At 70.4% G+C, this 19,301-nt stretch carries 15 protein-coding genes; 6 read left to right on the forward strand and 9 right to left on the reverse strand.

Annotation, left to right across the window (positions count from 1 at the left end; all coding sequences use genetic code 11):
* Positions 1-274: 274 nt before the first annotated feature.
* Positions 275-1,720, reverse strand: coding sequence for an MFS transporter (locus ACFYWX_RS09160; protein WP_389423328.1), 1,446 nt, complete (start codon positions 1,718-1,720; stop codon positions 275-277).
* Between the two features lie 107 nt (positions 1,721-1,827).
* Here ACFYWX_RS09160 and dusB point away from each other — a divergent pair, with 107 nt between their 5' ends.
* Positions 1,828-2,970, forward strand: a complete 1,143-nt coding sequence (gene dusB / locus ACFYWX_RS09165) for a tRNA dihydrouridine synthase DusB (RefSeq protein WP_389423329.1) — start codon at positions 1,828-1,830, stop codon at positions 2,968-2,970.
* 20 nt (positions 2,971-2,990) lie between these two features.
* Here dusB and ACFYWX_RS09170 read toward each other — a convergent pair whose 3' ends face one another.
* From ACFYWX_RS09170 to ACFYWX_RS09180, 3 genes are all read right to left on the reverse strand, one after another.
* Complete coding sequence (locus tag ACFYWX_RS09170) at positions 2,991-4,553, reverse strand: CDP-alcohol phosphatidyltransferase (RefSeq protein WP_389423418.1); 1,563 nt, start codon at positions 4,551-4,553, stop codon at positions 2,991-2,993.
* 693 nt (positions 4,554-5,246) lie between these two features.
* A complete protein-coding gene (locus tag ACFYWX_RS09175; RefSeq protein ID WP_389423330.1) occupies positions 5,247-7,184 on the reverse strand; it encodes a glycogen debranching N-terminal domain-containing protein in 1,938 nt (645 codons plus the stop codon).
* Positions 7,181-8,758 carry a hypothetical protein gene (locus ACFYWX_RS09180; protein ID WP_389423331.1) on the reverse strand — a complete coding sequence of 526 codons (1,578 nt, stop codon included), beginning with the start codon at positions 8,756-8,758 and terminating at the stop codon, positions 7,181-7,183. The genes ACFYWX_RS09175 and ACFYWX_RS09180 overlap by 4 nt, the downstream gene beginning before the upstream one ends.
* Before the next feature lie 132 nt (positions 8,759-8,890).
* Here ACFYWX_RS09180 and ACFYWX_RS09185 point away from each other — a divergent pair, with 132 nt between their 5' ends.
* The 3 genes from ACFYWX_RS09185 to ACFYWX_RS09195 all read left to right on the forward strand — a co-directional run bounded on the left by ACFYWX_RS09185 (position 8,891) and on the right by ACFYWX_RS09195 (position 13,623).
* On the forward strand, positions 8,891-10,120 hold the full coding sequence (locus tag ACFYWX_RS09185; protein WP_389423332.1) for an ROK family protein: 1,230 nt from the start codon (positions 8,891-8,893) through the stop codon (positions 10,118-10,120).
* Between the two features lie 416 nt (positions 10,121-10,536).
* A complete protein-coding gene (ppdK, locus tag ACFYWX_RS09190; RefSeq protein WP_389423333.1) occupies positions 10,537-13,284 on the forward strand; it encodes a pyruvate, phosphate dikinase in 2,748 nt (915 codons plus the stop codon).
* Between the two features lie 213 nt (positions 13,285-13,497).
* Positions 13,498-13,623, forward strand: coding sequence for a hypothetical protein (locus tag ACFYWX_RS09195; RefSeq protein WP_389423334.1), 126 nt, complete (start codon positions 13,498-13,500; stop codon positions 13,621-13,623).
* Positions 13,624-13,641: 18 nt separating this feature from the next.
* Here the strand turns inward: ACFYWX_RS09195 and ACFYWX_RS09200 are convergent, their stop codons facing one another.
* The 3 genes from ACFYWX_RS09200 to ACFYWX_RS09210 form a co-directional block, all read right to left on the reverse strand.
* Complete coding sequence (locus ACFYWX_RS09200) at positions 13,642-13,902, reverse strand: hypothetical protein (RefSeq protein WP_389423335.1); 261 nt, start codon at positions 13,900-13,902, stop codon at positions 13,642-13,644.
* A gap of 131 nt (positions 13,903-14,033) precedes the next feature.
* On the reverse strand, positions 14,034-14,606 hold the full coding sequence (locus tag ACFYWX_RS09205) for a hypothetical protein (protein ID WP_389423336.1): 573 nt from the start codon (positions 14,604-14,606) through the stop codon (positions 14,034-14,036).
* Between the two features lie 80 nt (positions 14,607-14,686).
* A complete protein-coding gene (locus tag ACFYWX_RS09210; RefSeq protein ID WP_389423337.1) occupies positions 14,687-15,694 on the reverse strand; it encodes a glycosyltransferase family 2 protein in 1,008 nt (335 codons plus the stop codon).
* Between the two features lie 92 nt (positions 15,695-15,786).
* On the opposite strand from ACFYWX_RS09210, the gene ACFYWX_RS09215 reads away from it, so the two are divergent.
* On the forward strand, positions 15,787-16,260 hold the full coding sequence (locus ACFYWX_RS09215) for a GtrA family protein (protein ID WP_389423338.1): 474 nt from the start codon (positions 15,787-15,789) through the stop codon (positions 16,258-16,260).
* A 10-nt stretch (positions 16,261-16,270) separates the two neighbouring features.
* Entirely contained in the window at positions 16,271-17,683 is a 1,413-nt protein-coding gene (locus ACFYWX_RS09220; protein WP_389423339.1) for a hypothetical protein, read from the forward strand.
* Between the two features lie 41 nt (positions 17,684-17,724).
* Here ACFYWX_RS09220 and ACFYWX_RS09225 read toward each other — a convergent pair whose 3' ends face one another.
* Positions 17,725-18,213: an excalibur calcium-binding domain-containing protein gene (locus ACFYWX_RS09225; RefSeq protein WP_389423340.1), complete on the reverse strand. Its 489-nt coding sequence runs from the start codon at positions 18,211-18,213 to the stop codon at positions 17,725-17,727.
* Positions 18,214-18,313: 100 nt separating this feature from the next.
* Positions 18,314-19,246 (reverse strand): SMP-30/gluconolactonase/LRE family protein, encoded by a 933-nt coding sequence (locus ACFYWX_RS09230; protein ID WP_389423341.1) that lies wholly within the window; start codon positions 19,244-19,246, stop codon positions 18,314-18,316.
* Positions 19,247-19,301: the final 55 nt, after the last annotated feature.

Consider the following 19,301-nt stretch of genomic DNA (forward strand, 5'->3'; position numbering starts at 1 on the left):
GGGCCGCCCGCTCGCTTCTCACCCGTGCTGGAGCGAGCCGAGTCAAGGGGCGGCCGAAGGCCGATCGGCGCAGCCGACGCGAAGCGCCCTTTACTCGGGGCGTGGAAGCACGACACTGGCAAGGAAGCGGGCGGCCCCAACGGTCACTTGGCGACGCCGTGGGCGAAGGCGGACCAGGTGACCGGAGAGACGGTGACGTGTGGGTCACCAGGGCGAAGGAGCCCAGCCAAGGAGCCCAGCCAAGGAGCCCAGCCCATCAGGCTGGAGTGGCTGCCTACGCGCTGACCCCCGCCGCCTCCCGCACCTCCGCCGACTCCAGCCGGTCCGCTGTCCGCTCGGCCGTCCGCCTGGCCCACGGGCCCGTCGTCACCGCGCCCAGCGCCAGCACCGCGACTCCGCAACCGGTGAGGATCCACCAACCCGGCGTCGCCGCCGAGACGAACGTGTCGCGGTACGACGACGAGCCCACGCCCGCCACCAGCACCGCGCCGACCACCGCCACACCCAGCGTCTGGCCGAGTTGGCGGCTGGTGGAGGCCACGGCCGCCGCCACGCCTGCCTGGGCGCGGGGCATGCCGGAGACGGCGGTGTTGGTGATGGGGGCGTTGACGAAGCCGAAGCCGATGCCGAAGAGGACGTAGCCGAGGAAGAGGGTGGTGTTGGAGGTCTCGGCGTCGAAGGCGGCGAAGAGGATGCCGCTCGTCGTCATCGCGGCGCCCGCGATCAGCAGCGGCAAGCGCGGGCCCCTGGTGCCGACCAGGCGGCCGGAGAGGGGTGCGCACAGGAAGGTCGGGGCCGCCATCGGGAGCATCCACAGGCCGGCGTGCAGGGCGTCCAGGCCGCGGACGTTCTGGAGGTAGAGGGTGGAGAGGAACAGGAAGCCGCCCAGCGCCGCGAACGCGCTGATCGCTATCACCGTCGCCCCGCTGAACGGCGCCGAACGGAAGAAGCGCAGGTCGATGAGGGGTTCCGCGCGGCGGGGTTCGTACACCAGGAGAGCCACCAAAGCCGCCAGCGCGATCGCCGCATACGGGGTGATCGACGCGACCCCCGCGTTCGGCGCCTCGATGATCGCGTACGTCAGCGAGCCGAAGAGGGCGATCACCAGGAGCTGGCCCAGCGGGTCCGGGCGGCGGGCCTTCGGGGCTCGGGACTCCGGTACGTAGCGAAGAGTCAGGACCAGTGCGGCCAGGCCCACCGGCAGGTTGATCCAGAAGATCGAGCGCCAGCCGACCGACTCCACCAGGAGACCGCCCACCAGCGGGCCCGCCGCCATCGAGATGCCGACGACCGCGCCCCACACACCGATCGCCCTCGCACGCTCGCGCGGGTCCGTGAAGGTGTTGGTGATGATCGACATGGCGACCGGGTTCAGCATCGAGCCGCCGACCGCCTGCACCATCCGGGCCGCGATCAGCAGGTCCAGGTTCGGTGCCAGGGAGCACAACAGGGAGCCCACCGAGAACACGACCAACCCCGCCATGAAGACCCGCTTGCGTCCGATGCGGTCGGCCGTGGAGCCGGCGAGCATCAGCAGGGACGCCAGGACGAGGGTGTAGGCGTCGATCGTCCACTGCAGGCCCGACGTGGACGCGCCCAGGTCGCGCTGCATGGACGGCAGGGCGACGTTCAGGACCGTGTTGTCCAGGCTCACGATCAGCAGGCTCATGCAGCAGATGAGGAGGACGAGCAGGCGTCGGCGAGGGCTGAGCTCGGGCATGCGTTCCATCGTACGCCCATATCGATAGTGCGGTTAACTAATGACCGCTACATGATCATTGCCGATCACCGGACCGGGTCCACCCCCGCGTGCGCCACAATGGGGGAATGCCCACGCCCACCACGCCCCTGCAGATCGGTCCGCACACCGTTCGGCCGCCCGTCGTCCTGGCCCCCATGGCCGGGATCACCAACGCGCCCTTCCGCACCCTGTGCAGGGAGTTCAGCGGCGGCAAGGGGCTGTTCGTGAGCGAGATGATCACCACCCGGGCGCTGGTGGAGCGCAACGAGAAGACCATGCAGCTCATTCACTTCGACGAGACGGAACGGCCGCGGTCGATCCAGCTGTACGGCGTCGACCCGGCCACCGTCGGCAAGGCCGTCCGCATGATCGCGGAGGAGGACCTCGCCGACCACATCGACCTGAACTTCGGCTGCCCGGTGCCCAAGGTGACCCGGAAGGGCGGCGGGTCGGCGCTCCCGTACAAGCGGAACCTGCTGCGGGCCATCCTGCGCGAGGCCGTGAGCGGCGCCGGGGACCTGCCCGTCACGATGAAGATGCGCAAGGGCATCGACGACGACCACATCACCTACCTCGACGCCGGCCGTATCGCCGTCGAGGAGGGCGTCACCTCCATCGCGCTGCACGGCCGCACCGCCGCCCAGCACTACGGCGGCACCGCCGACTGGGACGCCATCGCCCGCCTGAAGGAGCACGTGCCGGAGATCCCCGTGCTCGGCAACGGCGACATCTGGTCGGCCCAGGACGCGCTGCGGATGGTGCGGGAGACCGGGTGCGACGGAGTGGTCGTGGGGCGCGGGTGCCTGGGGCGGCCGTGGTTGTTCTCCGACCTGGTGGCTGCCTTCGAGGGACGTGACGGTGACATCGCTCGGCCCACGCTCCGCGAGGTCGCCGACGTCATGGTCCGGCACGCCACGCTGCTCGGGGAGTGGATCGGGGACGAGTCTCGCGGGGTCATCGACTTCCGCAAGCACGTGGCCTGGTACCTCAAGGGCTTCGCCGTCGGCTCCGAGATGCGCAAGCGGCTCGCCATCACGTCCTCGCTGGAGGAACTCCGGGCCGGACTCGACGAGCTGGACCTCGACCAGGCCTGGCCCGTCGGCGCGGACGGGCCCCGGGGCCGTACGTCCGGCAACAACCGGGTGGTGCTGCCGGACGGCTGGCTGAAGGACCCGTACGACTGCGCGGGCATCGGCGAGGACGCTGAGCTGGACACCTCCGGGGGCTGAACCGCCCCCGGCGAGGGCGCTCAGTCCTTCGTGGGGTGCGGGGTCGATCCGTACGCCGTCAGGAAGCGGTCGCGGAAGAGGTTCATCTTCCACACCGGCGCGTCCGTCGCGGGGCGCAGGCCGTCCGTCCAGTTCCAGTCGGCGATCTTGTCGAGGACCTTCGGGTCCTTGGCGACGATCGAGATGGGCACGTCACGGCTGGCGTGGTCGCCGCTGACCCGGGCGATCGGCTGGTGGTCGCCGAGGAAGACGAGGACGGTGTCGTCGGTGCCGTAGCGCTCCATGAACTGGGTGAGGCTGGTCACCGAGTACTGGATGGACTTGCCGTACTCCTCCTTCGACTTCTCGCTGTCGGCGATGACGTCCGCCGCCTTGTTGCCCGCCTTCTCGATGCCCTCGAAGACCGAGCCGTTGCCGAGCTCGTCCCATCCGACCATCTTCGGGATCGGCCCCCACGGCTGGTGGCTGGAGGTCAGGATGATCTCCGACATCAGCGGCTTGTCGCGCTTCTTGCCGTGTTCCAGACGCTGGAACGCCTCCAGCGCGTACTGGTCCGGCATGGTCGACCAGCTGAACTTCGGGCCCTTGTAGCCCATCTGGAAGGCGTTGTAGACCTTGTCGAGGCCGTACCACTTCGACTCCGGCCAGCCCTTCTGCACACCGGGCATGACGCCGACGGTGTCCCAGGCGCCGGTCTTCTGGAACGCCTTGGTGAGGGTGAGGTGGTCGCCCGCGGTGACCGTGCGGTAGCGGTTCTGGTTGTCGATCCACAGGCCCGACAGGGTGGTGGAGTGGCCCAGCCAGCTGCTGCCGCCGTACGTCGCCGACGTCAGCCAGCCGCTCTTGGCGTGGAAGCCGGCCTTGGCGAGGGCCTCGGTGCTGGAGGCGAGGGTGCTGTCGACGCCGGGCGCCATGATCGGGTCCTCGATGGCGCTGCGGCCGTAGCTCTCGATGAACGTGAAGATGATGTCCTTGCCGCGCAGGTCCGGCACGAGCTGGTCGGCCGGGGTGCCGCCGAACGCGTCCGCCCTGGCCTCCTTCGCGAACGCCCGCTCGTCACGGATGGTCTCGCGCACCCGGTCCACGCGGTCCTTGGCGGTCGTGACGGTGTGCTCGGAGGCCAGCGGCACGCCGGAGACCTGGATGCCGAGGCTCGCGCACGTCATCCAGGCCGCGCTGAGGACGAGCAGACCGCGGGTGGAACGGGCGGTGTTACGGCCAAGGACGGTGCTGATCCGGACGACGGCCAGCGCCATCAGGGCGAGCAGTACGAGGACCAGCGCCACGACGCCGACGGCGGCCAGCAGGGCGACCGTGCCGCCCATCGTGTCCGCGAGGTACGACTGGGCGTCGTCCAGCAACTGCCAGTCGAGGATCACGTTGAAGCCGCGGCCCAGGTACTCGTTGAAGCCGACGTCCGCCAGGTTCAGCACGGTCAGCGCACCCAGCACGATCCCGCCGAGCACCGCCGTGACCACCCGCGCCCGCCGCGGCAGCGCCACCAGCACGGCGGCGCCCAGCAGCCCCTCCACCGGGAGCCGGGTGAACTCCGCGAGCCGGAAGTTCTCCGCGCGGTTCGGCATCACCAGGGCGGCGAGGACGAGGAGGACGGCGACGGCGGTGATCGCGTGGGTGAGGATGCGTGCGGCTTGGGGGTGCCGGGTGCGCCAACTGCGCCAGATGCGGCGGGGGGTGGGGATGCGGCGAGTGCGGTGGGCGGTGGTGGGCGTGGGGGGTGTGTCGTCGGCGGTGGTGGGGGTCGGGGACCCGTCGGCTGCGGGGGCCGCGTCGTCGGTGGAAGCGGGGGCGTCAGCGACTGTAGGGGCCGCGTCGTCTCCCTCCGCCTCCTCGGCGGACCCTGCCTCCTCGGCGGACCCTGCCTCCTCGGCGGAACCCGTCTCCTCGGCGGCCCCCGTCTCCTCCCGGGACGTGCTCTCCTCAACCCCGTGCTCCCGGGCCTCGGCTCCCTCGCCCACGTTCTCTTCGGCTTCCTCCGCGGAGCCGGACGCTTCCGGTGGCGTGGCCTCGGGCTCGGCCGTCCCGGCCGAGCCCGGTGACTGGCGCGTGCTCGTGTGCTGAGGCAACGGAGGTCCTTCCGTGCGAGACCCGTGATGGTACGGCGGGCCCCATAGGGGAACTGGGCCCGCCATCATCCCCTACGGTCCGCCTCCCACGCCCGTTCACAGGTCACGGCAAACACCCGGCAAACGCCTCGTCAACGAACCAAAAGGCGCGCCAGCCGCACCCCGCCCACCGCGGTGAGCAAGGCGCGCCGCCTACACCCCGCCCACCGCCGTCAGCAACGCCAGTGGCGCCGCCGCCGACCTCGACTCCCGTACGCACGCGTGCGGGTAGGGCACCGGCTCCGAGTGGGTGTCGCGGCCGTAGCCCGCGAGGACCTCGGGGAGGCGGTGGCCGGTCGCGTTCGCCGCGTCGACCAGGGCGTGGGCGACCGTACGGGCCTCGTCGTGGAGGCCGTAGCGGGCGAGGCCGAGGGCGATCAGCGCGTTGTCGTGGGGCCAGACCGAGCCGCGGTGGTACGAGAGCGGGTGGTACGCCGGTTGGCCCGCGGCCAGCGTGCGCACGCCCCAGCCGGAGAAGAAGTCCGGCTCCAGGAGGCGCCGGCCGACCAGCTCGCCGTACTCCTTGTCCAGCAGCCCGGACCACAGCAGGTGTCCCGCGTCGGAGGCCAGCGCGTCGACCCGGTGGCCCTCGCCGTCCAGCGCGAGCGCGGGGAAGTTGTGCTCCGGCATCCAGAAGTCCCGCTGGAAACGGTCGCGCAGGTCACCGGCCGCCTGCTCCAGGAGCGCCCCGTAGGTCTCGTCCTGCCAGACCGTGCGCGCGAGCCACGCCGTGCGGCGCAGGGCGTCGTACGCGTAGCCCTGGGCGCCCGCGGCCATCACCGGGCCGCTCGTCCGCGTGCCGTCGGCGGAGCAGATGGCGCCGGGGGAGTCCTTCCAGTTCTGGTTGGCGAGGCCGCCCTGGTCGGCGCGGTAGACGAGGTAGCCGCGGGAGGTGAGGCCGCCGTGGTCGAGCATCCAGGCGATCGCGGCGCGGGCTTGGGACTCGAGGCGGCGGGCCGGCTCCGTGTCGCCGGTCTGTTCGACGTACGCGCCGAGCAGGACGAGGAAGAGCGGGGTGGCGTCCACCGAGCCGTAGTAGCGCCGGAACGGGACCTGGCCGAAGTGCGCGAGCTCGCCGTGGCGCACCTCGTGCACGATCTTGCCGGGCTGGGAGACCGGCTCCACGTCGGCCGCGGTCGCCTGGGTCGCGGCGAGGGCGGGGAGCGTGGCGGCGGCCAGTCGCGGGCGGTAGGGGAGTGCGAAGAGGGAGGTGAGGAGGGCGTCGCGGCCCAGGAGGGTGAGGAACCAGGGGGCGCCGGCGGCCGGGACGCGCAGCTCCTCGCCGTCCGGGCCGGTGGCCGACACCTGGAGGGAGGCGAGGTCGGCGAGGCCCCGCGCGCAGGCGGCGGCCAGTTCGGGCCAGCCCGTCGGGAAGGGGACGCCCTCCACGAACGCGCCCTCGGCTGCGATGAGCTGGTCGTTCAGCGCGGCCGGGGAGCGGGGGACGCGCAGGGCCCGCTTCTCGCCGTGCGGGCGGGCGATGACCCGTAGCGTCAGCTCCGCCGTGCCGTGCGGTTCCAGCTCCAGGGTCCACACCATGCGCCGGGCGCCGGTGCCGGTCTCTTCGACGGTGTCCGGTGAGGGCTCGGCCGTCACCGTCGTACAAGATCGCCACTCACCTCGCCGGTAGGTGAACTCCACGCCGTGGTCGAGGATCTGGCGGCGGCGGACGGCGCCGGTCTTGGCGTAGGTGCGGTGGTCGGAGCGGAGTTCGAACTGGTCGGTGAAGTCGGCGTCGGCGGTGACCGCGAGGCGGACCGTCGTCGGCACCGGACGGTTGCTGGCCACGCGCAGGGACTCGACGAACGAGCTGTCGCCGACGGCCTGTTCACGGAAGAGGGTGTAGGCCGGCGGTTCGTCGCGGCCGCCGCGCGGGACGAGGACGCAGCGCGCGCTGTCCCCGTCCGCGACCGGTGTGAGTGCCTCGGGCACCGCGCCGTCGACCGTCAGCTGCCAGCGGCTGAGGTGGCGGGCGTCCCGTACGAATAACCCGTCCGGGGAGGTGCCGCCCCGTACGCCGCTGATGTCCCCGCGGTCGCCCACGGCGGCGAACGTACCGCCGTACACGAGCAGATGATGCCGCTCCGTCATCCCCGGTCCCCTCCCTGGCTTCCCGTGACTGAGCTTGATGTGACTGAGCTTTCGGTGACTGGTGTTTCGCTGTGCAGCGGATCGTCGCCGTGGAGCAGGTCCTCGCTGTGCAGCGGATCGTCGCCGTGGAGCAGGTCCTCGCTGTGCAGCGGATCGTCGCCATGCAGCAGATCCTTGCTGTGCAGCAGATCGAGCGTGAGCGCGGCCGTCCAGCTGAAGTCCGTCGCCCCGCAGGTCTCTCCGGTGTACGGGTCGACGTACTCCGCGAACCCGGACGTGCCCGCGATGTCCAGGACGGCCTCGCGGAGCGCGTCGGCGCGGGTGAGCTCGCCGTGCAGGCGCAGGCCCCGCTCCAGCAGCCAGCTGGTGTTGAACCAGGCCGGCCCGCGCCAGTACCGGTGCGGGTCGAAGGCCTCGCCGAGGAGGTCGTAGGACGGGACGAGGCGCGTGGTGGTGCCCAGCCCGAAGTGCGGACCGGACAGCGTGCGTACGAGGCCGGCGACGACCTCGCGGGGCAGCCCCGGCAGCAGCAGGGGGACCAGCCCGGAGACTCCCCTCTCGGGGATCAGCTCCCCGCCCCGCACGTCCCGGCAGAAGAACATCCCCTCCGCCGGATCCCACAGCCGCTCGACCAGCGCCGCCGTCAGCCGCTCGGCGCGGGCGTGGCGGGCCGTGCCCGTCGCCCCCAGCTCGTGCGCGATGCGGGCCAGCGCGTGCTCGGAGGCGATGAGCAGGGCGTTGAAGGCAGGGTCCTCGACGGCGAACTCGCCCGCCCGTCTCCCACCACCGCCCTCAACCGAGGCCCTGCGGGCCGCCCCGTCGGCGTAACCCCCGTCCCGGTACTCCGTCGCCAGCCGCACGTACCGCCCGTAGTCCAGATCCGTCGGCCGGTCCTCCGCCGCTCCGTGATCGAGGTCGGCGCGGCGGAAGGAGCGGGCCGGAGCCGGCGTGACGCGGGACAGCGGGGCGTCCCAGCAGGGGCTGTTGTCCATGCCCTGCTCCCAGGGGTGCACGACGGACGCGAGGCCGCCCCCGCCCAGGTCCCGCCGGTGCAGCAGGTACCGGTGCCAGGCGGCCAGCCGGGGGTACACCCGGGCGAGGAAGCCGCGCGCCCGCGACAGCCCCGGATCGGCGCGGTGCACCTGCCAGGCCGCGAGCGCGTGCACCGGTGGCTGCACGATGCCCGAGGTCTGTACGGTGCGCGGGGCGCCCGCAGCGCGCCCCGCGGTCGAGGAGCGCCAGAAGTCGGGGCTCGGGAAGTACGCGTCCAGCGGTACGGAGGGGTTGAAGACGATGTGCGGGACGCGTCCGTCACCCCACTGGGCGTCGAGCAGCGTCTCCAGTTCCGTCTGGGCCCGTAACGGCGAGACGTGCCTGAGGCCGATCGCGATGAACGCCGAGTCCCAGGACCACTGGTGCGGATACAGGTTCCGGGAGGGCACCGTCGAGGTTCCCGTCCAGTTGCCCTCCAGCACGCGCGCGGCGCCGAGGTGCAGCGAACCCGACGGCGACACCGGATCGTATGCGACAGCGCGCTCCGTGGGGCGGACGGTGAGTTGGGCGGTGCGATCCACTCGGGGCTCCCCGAAAGACGTTCGGCCGACGGGTTCGGTCGTGGGTTCGGTAGTGGCTACCGTTGGGTTACGTCTATTTAACACGCAAAACTCAATATGTAATGCAAGCTTGAGGAACACAAGGGGGTGCGCATGACCGGACGGCCGGGCAGGACCGGAAGGGCCGCCAAGGGCGGGAGCCAGGCGAGCGCCGGCGACCTGCTCGAACTCGTCCGCAGCGGCCGGGCCACCACACGCGGCGCACTCCAACAGGTGACCGGACTTTCCCGCGCGACGGTCGGTCAGCGCCTGGACCGCCTCTTCCGCGCGGGCTGGCTGCGCGAGGGCGCGGGCGGCCCCGTCGACTCGCCGCTGGGCGGCCGTCCGTCGATCACCCTGGAGTTCGACGACGCCCACGCGGTCGTCCTCGCCGCCGACCTCGACACCCGGCACGCGCGCGCGGCGGTGCTGTCCCTGACCGGCGAGATCCTCGCCGAGCACAGCGGCATCCTGGCCGTCGAGGACGGCCCGGACGTGGTGCTGGGCGAGCTGGGCGGCTGGTTCGCCGAGCTGCTGGAGAAGGCCGGGCACCGTGCGGAGGAGGTGTGCGGCATAGGGCTCGCGGTGCCGGGCCCGGTCGACAGCGAGACCGGGCGGGTCGTCCAGCCGCCGATCATGCCCGGCTGGGACGGCTACGACATACGAGGCCGCCTGGCCAGGGCCTTCACCGAGGGGACGGGTGCCGGCGCGGTACCGGTCCTGGTCGACAACGACGCGAACCTCATGGCGTACGGCGAACAGCGCACCGGACACCCGGACTGCTCGGCGTTCGTCCTGGTCAAGGTCTCCACCGGCATCGGCGCGGGCGTCGTCGTCGACGGCTCGATCTTCCGGGGCGTCGACGGGGGAGCCGGGGACATCGGGCACATCCGGGTGGGCGCGGAGGCGCTGTGCCGGTGCGGCTCCTACGGCTGTCTGGCCGCCGTGGCCAGCGGAGGCGCCGTGGCGCGGCGGCTGGCGGAGGGCGGGGTGCGGGCGGCGTCGGGCTCGGATGTGCGGGACCTGCTCGCGGCCGGGCATCCGGAGGCGGCCGCGCTGGCCCGTGAGGCGGGGCGCAGCGTCGGGGACGTACTGGCGACGGTCGTGACGCTGCTCAACCCCGGGGTGCTGATGATCGCGGGGGACCTGGCGGGGACGGCCTTCCTCACGGGTGTGCGGGAGCTGCTGTACCAGCGGGCGCTGCCACGGTCCACGGCGCATCTGGAGGTCGTGACCTCGCGGCTGGGGGAACGGGCCGGGCTGGTGGGCGCCGGGGCGCTGGTCGTGGAGCACCTGTACGCGCCCGAGCGGGTGGAGGAACGGCTGCTGGCGATGGGTGTGTGACCGGCGTGTTGCGGTCCTGGGGCGTGTCCGAGGCACGTCCGCATGGTGAAATCCCGGCGCCTGTGGCAGCGTGATTCTCACCACCCCTGATAAGGGTTGCGCTCAGATGAGCGGATCTTGGTCGGCTGCACTTCTCCAAGGGGTGGCACTCAGTGCCACCCCTTGATCGTTCATCGATCGAACTCAGACGTGCCGGAAGTCGCTCATATGAGCAATGCAGGCGGTTCGTGAGAGTTGCTGTGTTCAAGAAGTGAAAACAAACGCCGGTCACTGCTTGCCAAGCTTTGACTTTCGATCCGGTGGCGGGCAACTGGTTACAGGCACATGACGCACAAGTGGACGTACCCAGGAGCCTTCGATCTGGGTATGTTCCTGGCCGTCAGGGCAGCCACCGCGTCCTCGAGGAGTCGAGACCCGTGTCGGAAAACAAAGATCCCCAGGTAGCTGAGCGCGGAGAGAGCGTTGAGGGCGTGAAGTTCGTTTACAACTTCACCGAAGGCAACAAGAGCCTCAAGGACCTCCTCGGCGGTAAGGGTGCAAACCTCGCGGAAATGACCAATCTGGGTCTTCCCGTCCCGCCGGGGTTCACGATCACCACCGAGGCGTGCAAGGTCTACCTCGACAGCGGCGAGGAGCCGGCGGCACTGCGTGACGAGGTGAGTGCACACCTCGTGGCCCTCGAGGCGAAGATGGGCAAGAAGCTCGGCCAGGCCGACAACCCGCTCCTCGTCTCCGTCCGGTCCGGCGCGAAGTTCTCCATGCCCGGCATGATGGACACCGTCCTGAACATCGGCCTCTCCGACAAGTCGGTGAAGGGCCTGGCCGACCAGGCCGGCGACGAGCGGTTCGCCTGGGACTCCTACCGCCGCCTCATCCAGATGTTCGGCAAGACCGTCCTCGGCGTCGACGGCGAGCTCTTCGAGGACGCGCTGGAGAAGGCCAAGGAGGCCAAGAAGGTCACGGTCGACACCGAGCTGGAGGCGGCCGACCTCAAGAAGCTGGTCACCAAGTTCAAGAAGATCGTCAAGACCGAGGCGGGCCGGGACTTCCCGCAGGACCCGCGCGAGCAGATGGACCTCGCCATCAAGGCGGTCTTCGACTCCTGGAACGGCGACCGCGCGAAGCTGTACCGCCGCCAGGAGCGGATCCCCGGGGACCTGGGCACGGCCGTCAACATCTGCTCGATGGTCTTCGGCAACCTGGGCCCCGACTCGGGCACGGGCGTGGCGTTCACCCGCGACCCGGCCAGCGGCCACCAGGGCGTCTACGGCGACTACCTCCAGAACGCGCAGGGCGAGGACGTGGTCGCGGGCATCCGCAACACGGTCCCGCTCGCCGAGCTGGAGCGGATCGACAAGAAGTCGTACGACCAGCTGATGCAGATCATGGAGACCCTGGAGAACCACTACAAGGATCTCTGCGACATCGAGTTCACCATCGAGCGCGGTCAGCTGTGGATGCTCCAGACCCGCGTCGGCAAGCGCACGGCGGGCGCGGCCTTCCGTATCGCCACGCAGCTGGTGGACCAGGGCCTGATCGACGAGGCGGAGGCGCTCCAGCGCGTCAACGGCGCCCAGCTCGCCCAGCTGATGTTCCCCCGCTTCGACGAGGACGCGAAGGTCGAGAAGGTCGGCCGGGGCATCGCGGCCTCGCCGGGCGCGGCGGTCGGCAAGGCGGTCTTCGACTCGTACACGGCCGTGAAGTGGTCGCGTTCCGGAGAGAAGGTCATCCTGGTCCGCCGGGAGACCAACCCCGACGACCTCGACGGCATGATCGCCGCGGAGGGCATCCTCACCTCGCGCGGCGGCAAGACGTCCCACGCGGCGGTGGTCGCGCGCGGCATGGGCAAGACCTGTGTCTGCGGCGCGGAGGAGCTCGAGGTCGACACCAAGCGGCGTCGGATGACGGTGCCGGGCGGGCATGTGGTGGAGGAGGGCGACCTCATCTCCATCGACGGCTCCAGCGGCAAGGTGTACCTCGGTGAGGTGCCGGTGGTCCCGTCCCCCGTCGTGGAGTACTTCGAGGGCCGGATGCACGCGGGCGCCCACGACGCCGACGAACTGGTCGAGGCCGTGCACCGGATCATGGCGTTCGCCGACCGCAAGCGCCGGCTGTGGGTGCGCGCCAACGCGGACAACGCCGAGGACGCACTGCGCGCCCGTCGCTTCGGCGCCCAGGGCATCGGTCTGTGCCGTACGGAGCACATGTTCCTCGGCGACCGCCGTGAGCTGGTCGAGCGCCTCATCCTGGCCGACACGGAGGCCGAGCGCGAGGAGTCCCTGAAGGAGCTGCTCCCGCTGCAGAAGCAGGACTTCGTGGAACTGTTCTCCGCGATGGACGGCCTGCCGGTGACGGTCCGTCTCCTGGACCCGCCGCTGCACGAGTTCCTGCCCGACATCACGGAGCTGTCGGTACGCGTCGCCCTCGCGGAGTCCCGACAGGAACCCCACGAGAACGAACTCCGCCTCCTCCAGGCGGTGCACCGCCTGCACGAGCAGAACCCGATGCTGGGCCTGCGGGGCGTGCGCCTCGGCCTGGTCATCCCGGGTCTGTTCACGATGCAGGTCCGCGCCATCGCGGAGGCCGCGGCCGAGCGCAAGAACGCCAAGGGCGACCCGCGCGCCGAGATCATGATCCCGCTCGTCGGCACGGTCCAGGAGCTGGAGATCGTCCGCGAGGAGGCGGACCAGGTCGTCGCGGAGGTCGAGGCGGCGACGGGTACGCAGCTGAAGCTGGCGATCGGCACGATGATCGAACTCCCGCGCGCCGCGCTGACGGCGGGTCAGATCGCGGAGGCGGCGGAGTTCTTCAGCTTCGGCACGAACGACCTGACGCAGACGGTGTGGGGCTTCTCCCGCGACGACGTGGAGGCTTCCTTCTTCACGGCGTACCTGGAGAAGGGCATCTTCGGCGTCTCCCCGTTCGAGACGATCGACAGGGACGGCGTCGGCTCGCTGGTCAAGCTGGCGGCCGAGGCCGGCCGCGCGACCCGCCCCGACCTGAAGCTCGGCGTCTGCGGCGAGCACGGCGGCGACCCGGAGTCGGTCCACTTCTTCCACGAGGTCGGCCTCGACTACGTCTCCTGCTCCCCGTTCCGGATTCCGGTCGCCCGCCTCGAAGCGGGCCGCGCGGCCACCCAGTCGGAGGGCAGCGACCACCGCTGACCTCCCCGTTCCCCGGAGCCGCGGTCGTGTCCCCGACCGACCCTCACCGATACGCCGCGGCTCCGGCACGCAAGAGGAGGGGCGGCACCCTGTGCGGGGGTGCCGCCCCTTCCCCGTGTCCGGCGCTGCTGAGTGAAGGCCCAGCCGCTCCACCGCTCCACCCGGACGGCGACGACAGGACCCTCGGGAGGGAAGTCCTCGTACTGGCTGTACTTGCCGCACAGCGACTCCACCGCGCGGAAGACCGTGGGCGGCAGGGCGATGGTCAACCTGTCGAAGAAGCAGCGGATGGAAGCGAGCGCGACCTGTGCACCGCACCTGCTCTCCAAGGCCGGCTGACACCCCCACGTGACACGGTCAGTCGCCGGACTGCTGCTCATGTCGGTGGGTGCCCCGGGCCAACTCCTGCAGAATCTCGTGCTCGGTCTTTCCCGTCATCCGGGACGTCGCCCGCAGTAGTTGGGCGCACAGGGCCGCCGTGCCATCCATCAGGGCCTCGGTCGCCATGGGATCCTCGCGTCGCCGCTCCGCCACGTACGCTGACAGCAGGTCGTCTCCGGACACGTAGGCGGTCATGAACTCGATACCGGTGCGGATGCGGTCGTAGTCGCTGGTCATGGTCGAACAGTTGCATACGGACGGTGAGGAAGGCCGCGCGCCTCGGTTCACGCCGTCGCGCCGGATACGTCCACGCCCAGAGTCCGAGCAGCGTCGGCAGCACCCCGACGGCCACCGTTTTCGAGAGGTAGTCATCGCCGCCGTCGAGGGGATGGACGCTGTCGGCGGGGCGTACGTCCTTCCACCAGCCGTACGTCCGGCGCCAGTTGGGCCATCACCGTGCGGAGGCGGCCGACGTCGAGCGTCCACGTCGTCATCACCCTGTTCGTGCGCGGGTCCATGCCCGATGGCGTCCTGAGCCGGTCGAACAACGGCCCGGCAGGCAGGTCGGGCGCACCCGGACGCCGTACCACCGTGAGATACGGAAGCCGTCGGCGGTCGAGGGGGAGCTCCCACAGTCTGATCTCGTCGATGTCCGTCCACGGGATGAACACCGTCGTCCTGCGGAAGCGCGTCAGAATCACGCCGAGCGTGACGCCCGCACTGTCCGCGCGGAAGGCCACTCCGCCGTTGGCGACACTGTAAAGGATCTTCAGGATGACCGCCGCGAAATACCCCACGAGCAGCGCCTTGACCAGCCAGGGAAAGAACGGCAACACCAACGTGGATGCGATGGCGAGCCCCAGGACCGCCAGGGCCTTCGCCGTGGCCGTCGTGGGACGATAACGCCGCTCGTACGGGCCGACCGCGCCAAGTTCATGCACGGCTCGCATCATCCACCCGCGGGCACCTCCGCCCAAGGCCCAGTTCGTGGCCTTGTACGTGAGTTGCGGCACGCCCGACCTCAGTGGGGTCGTGAGTTGCTGGAGGCTTTCCGGATCGGGACCGGGCCGACGCCGGTCCTCTGGCCGGTGTGGTGCGGGGAGCGGAGCGGTGCCGGGTAGGCGAGGTGGACGAGGCGGGACTGTTCCTGGCGCATGTGCGTGATCGACTCGAGGATGTAGCCCACGAGCAGGACGAGCGCCGCGATGGTCATGATCGCGGCGGCGAGGACAGCCGTGGGGAAGCGCGGGACGGTGCCCGTCCGGATGAAGTCGGTGATGACGGGGATGCCGAGGACGAGCGAGACGAGGGCGAGCAGACCCGCAGTCACGGTGTGGACGAGCGAGGGCCGCTCGCGGCGGGCCAGGTTGAAGATGACCCAGAGGATGCGCCGGCCGTCTCTGTAGGTGCGCAGTTTGCTCTTGCTTCCGGCAGGTCGGACCCGGTAGTGCACCACCACCTCCGCCATGGGGAGTCGGAGGTGGAGTGCGTGGACGGTCATCTCGGTCTCGGTCTCGAACTCGCGAGAGAGCGCCGGGAAGGATTTGACGAAGCGTCGGGAGAGGACCCGGTAGCCGCTCAGCATGTCCGTCACGTCGTTGCCGAACAGGGACCGCACCGCCCCGGTGAGCAGCTTGTTGCCGACGGCGTGCCCCGCCCGGTAGGCACCGCTGACCGTCTCGCGGCGCGCGCCGACGACCTGGTCGTAGGGCCCCTCGAAGAGCAGGTCCACCATCTCGCGCGCGCGTGACGCGTCGTACGTGTCGTCACCGTCGATAAGAAGCAGCGCGTCGGCGTCGATATCGGCGAAGGCGCGCCGGATGACGTTGCCCTTTCCCTTGCGGGGCTCCTGTCGAACGATCGCGCCCGCCTCGCGGGCGACCTCCACCGTGCGGTCGGTCGAGGCGTTGTCGTACACGTAGATGCCGGCCTCGGGTAGCGCCGCCCTCAGATCGCAGACCACCTTGCCGACGGCCGCCTCCTCGTTGTGACACGGCACGACACACGCGATCGTCGGTCTCACGAGCACTCCTCGATCAATTTGATGTCATATGAGAGGAAATTATGCGGTATTGGCGAGTCTGACCCCGTGAGGGCGCGCCGCGTCGTTACGCTCGCTTTGTGTCGGTCCTCGCGCTTCTGACGCTGCGTATGCGTGACGCCATCGGGGCCGTCTGGCGCGAGGCCGCCAAGTTCGGGGTCGTCGGGGCGCTGGCCTTCGTCGTGGACAACGGCGGCTACAACCTGCTCGTCTTCGGTCTCCCCGGGGGTGAGGTGGGCGGGCCGATGCGGATGGCGCCCGTCCTGGCGTCCGTGATGGCGACCGGCGTCGCGACGGTTTTGAGCTGGGTCGGGAATCGTTACTGGACCTACCGTCACCGGTGGTGCGGGAACGTGACCCAGGAGCTGGCCCTGTTCCTCTCCGTGAACATCGTCGGCGTCGCCATCACGGCCGGCACGGTCTTTCTGTCACGGCATTTGATCGGGCTCGAATCCGCCCTCGGTGACAATGTCGCGCGCATCTCCGGCTGGGTCCTGGCCACGCTGTTCCGCTTCTTCGCCTACCGGCGCTACGTCTTCGTCACACACTGTTAGCATCCGGCATATGGGACATATGCGACGGATCTGGGGTCAATGGCGCTGGGTCTGGGGGTCGGCCGTCATCGCCGCAGCGTGCTGCCTGGCCACGACCGTCGTCTTCGCCCCCGGGTACATGAGTCCCGACAGCTTCGACCAACTCCGGCAGGCGACGGGGAAGAAGCCGCTGACCGACTGGCATCCACCCGTCCTGAGCCTGGTGTGGCGCGCGCTCATCGCGGTGACCGGCTCGCCCGCGTCCATGGCGGTCCTTCAGTCCGTCATCTTCTGGGCGGCGCTCTGGGTGACGGCCTGGTGCGTCTGGGAGTCGACCGGGAGCCGTTTCGGTTCGCTCGCCGTCCTCGGTCTCGGGCTGACTCCCCAGGTGCTCACGTTCGTCGGGGTGGTGTGGAAGGACGTCCACATGGCGGTCGCGCTGCTCGCCGCCACCGCGGTCGCGTTCGTCGGGCTGAGTCCGAGAGGCGGTCGCGCCCGGCCCGCGCTGCGGTGGGGCCTCTTCGGGCTGGGCGTGCTCTTCCTCGCCTATGCGATGTTGGTGCGCAAGAACGCGTTCTTCGCCGCGATTCCGGTTTTCGTCATGCTCGTTCGTGCCTGGTGGCCCCGGCCCGGGCTCCGGACGTGGGTCATCGCCACAGTGGCACTCGTGGTCGGACTCGCCGTCCCCACCGCCGCCATCTCCTGGATCGAGCGACCCGTACGGACGAAGCAAGTCGCGCAGATCATGATCGACGACCTGGTGCACGTCCTGACCGTGAAGGAACTGCGGGCGGCGGACGTGTCACCGGATCTCCGGGACCGCCTCGTGGCCGCGGCGCAGAAATGCGACCGCATCGGTTCACTCTCGGACGCCTACTGGACCTGCTACGACCGTCCGGCGAACGGGCTGATCGGGGACTCGGGCCGGCTCACGTCCTTGTGGATGCGCGAGATGAGCGGTCACGTGCCCGGCTATCTCCAGTACCGGGCGCTGCTCTTCACCAAGCTTCTCTTCGCGACCGGCTATCCGTACCACCCTGGGGTCAGCAGCAACGACCTCGGCCTGACGGTGTCCCACATCCGGCTGGAGGACCTGCTCGACACGTACGTCAACGGCGCGGTCTCGGATCTACGGCCGCTCTTCCGGGGGTGGTTCTGGCTCGCCCTCGCGCTCGTGCTGTCCGTCCGCCCGGGCAGGGGGGCCTTCTCGATGCCGATCCGGGCGCTGGGCATCAGCTCGGCGGCCTACATTCTCGGCTATTTGCCGATCATGCCGGCGACGAACTACCGCTACGTCTACTGGCCGGCGATCGCCTGCACTCTCGGAATCCTCCTGGTCTGGCTGAACCGGGGCACGGCCGCCTCGGCGCCGACAGACGCCGACGCCGAGGAAGCCGGCTCGGCCGGATCCGGTGCTCCCGCGGGAGCGGGGCTCGGCGGCTGAGGCGGACCGTGCCGGTGCGCCGCGCCTCGCCTGCCCGGGGCTCACTCGCAGGCCACGCCGTCTCCGTCGCGGTCGAGGTGGCGGTCGTAGCCCGGGTCGCCGGTGTACAGGGGGGTGTCGCCGGCGGCGCGGGCCGCGCTGCAGTTGCGGTAGTAGACGCTGGCGGAGTCACTGCCACCGGATCCGGAGCTCGTGTCGAAGGCCGAGTCCGAGTCCGTGTCTGTGGCCGGCTCGGCGGTGACGGTCTTCGTGACCTTGACCTTGATGGTTTCCGTGGCGGTCACCGTGGTGGCCGGTTCGGGGGTGGCTGTTTCCGTCGCGGTGGCGGTGGTCGTGACCGTCACCGTCGGCTGGGGCTTGGCGGCCAGGGGCTTGGCCTGCGTCGTGGTGCCGTCGTCGCCGCTGCCTATGCCGGCGCCGACGAAGAGGGCGAGGGCGAGCGCGGGCAGGACGTAGCGCTTCCGGGCCCACTTGGGAGCGGGCCCGGAAGAGGGCTGCGGCATGGGCGGTGCGGTGTACGGGTTGGTCATGTCGTCCCCCCAGGGCTGGTGCGTGAGGGGATGACCGTAAATGCCGTGCTCGCGACTGTGAAGATGAAGTGATCGTTCCGTGACTGTTGTGTACGGAGGGCTAGAGGGGGACCGCCACCGCGTTGAACGTCGTCTCCGGGGTCTGGGGGCTCGTGAAGCGGGCGTTGACCAGGTAGAGACGGTTGCCGAAGCGGGCGGCGGTGGTGGGGACGTCGAAGCGGGGGTCGGTGATGGTGCGGGTGAGGGTGGCGGTGGTGGCGGGGTGGTCGAGGGACCAGACGCTGACGAGGTTCAGGCGGTTCTGGACGACGTACAGCGTGTGGCCGATGCGGTACAGGCCGTCGCCGTTCACCACGTCGGCCGCGCCGACCAGGGTGATCTTCGTGGCGTGGCCGGTCCTGGGGTTCACGTTGTAGAGCTCGCCGGGGGAGCTCTTGACGACGATGAGGCCGCGGCCGTCCGGTGTGCCGACGATGCCGTTGGCGTTGTTGACGTCGGGTGTCTGCGTCCAGTCTCCGGTGAGCGGCAGGGCGCGGACCTCGCCGTCACGGCCGCGTGGCACGCCGTGGAGTGTCGCGTCGCGTGAGTCGGTGAACCAGGCGCGATCGCCGAGCAGGGTGACGTCGTTGATGAAGTGGCCGGTGGGGTCGGTGAGCCGGTACGTCTTCACCGCCTCACCCGTGCGGGAGTCGACGATCCTCGCCACGCCGGTGTTGCCCGCGATGTACAGCAGGCCGTCGTGGTCGAGTTTCAGGCCGACGGAGACCTGGCCGGTGCCGCCCGGGTAGAGCACCTTGCCCTCGCCGGTGCGCAGGTCGGTGCGGTAGACGGCGCCGGTGGCGCGGGAGCCCAGGTAGGCGTACGGCTTGCTGCCGATGGCGATGCCCTCGGGGAGCCAGCCGTCGGGGAGGGGGAACTCCGTCGGCCAGGAGGGGGCGGAAACCGCGGTCGCGGGGGCGGTCGCGGTCGCCGCCGCGAGCGCGGCGAGGGCGGCGCCGCCGAGGAACGTGCGACGGGAAGGGGTCTGCGTCATTGTTCGGGCCTCCGGGTGGGGGTGGACGGCGGACTCGACAACTCCGTGAACTGCG

The organism is Streptomyces sp. NPDC002888 (genome assembly GCF_042888465.1).
Classification (GTDB): domain Bacteria; phylum Actinomycetota; class Actinomycetes; order Streptomycetales; family Streptomycetaceae; genus Streptomyces.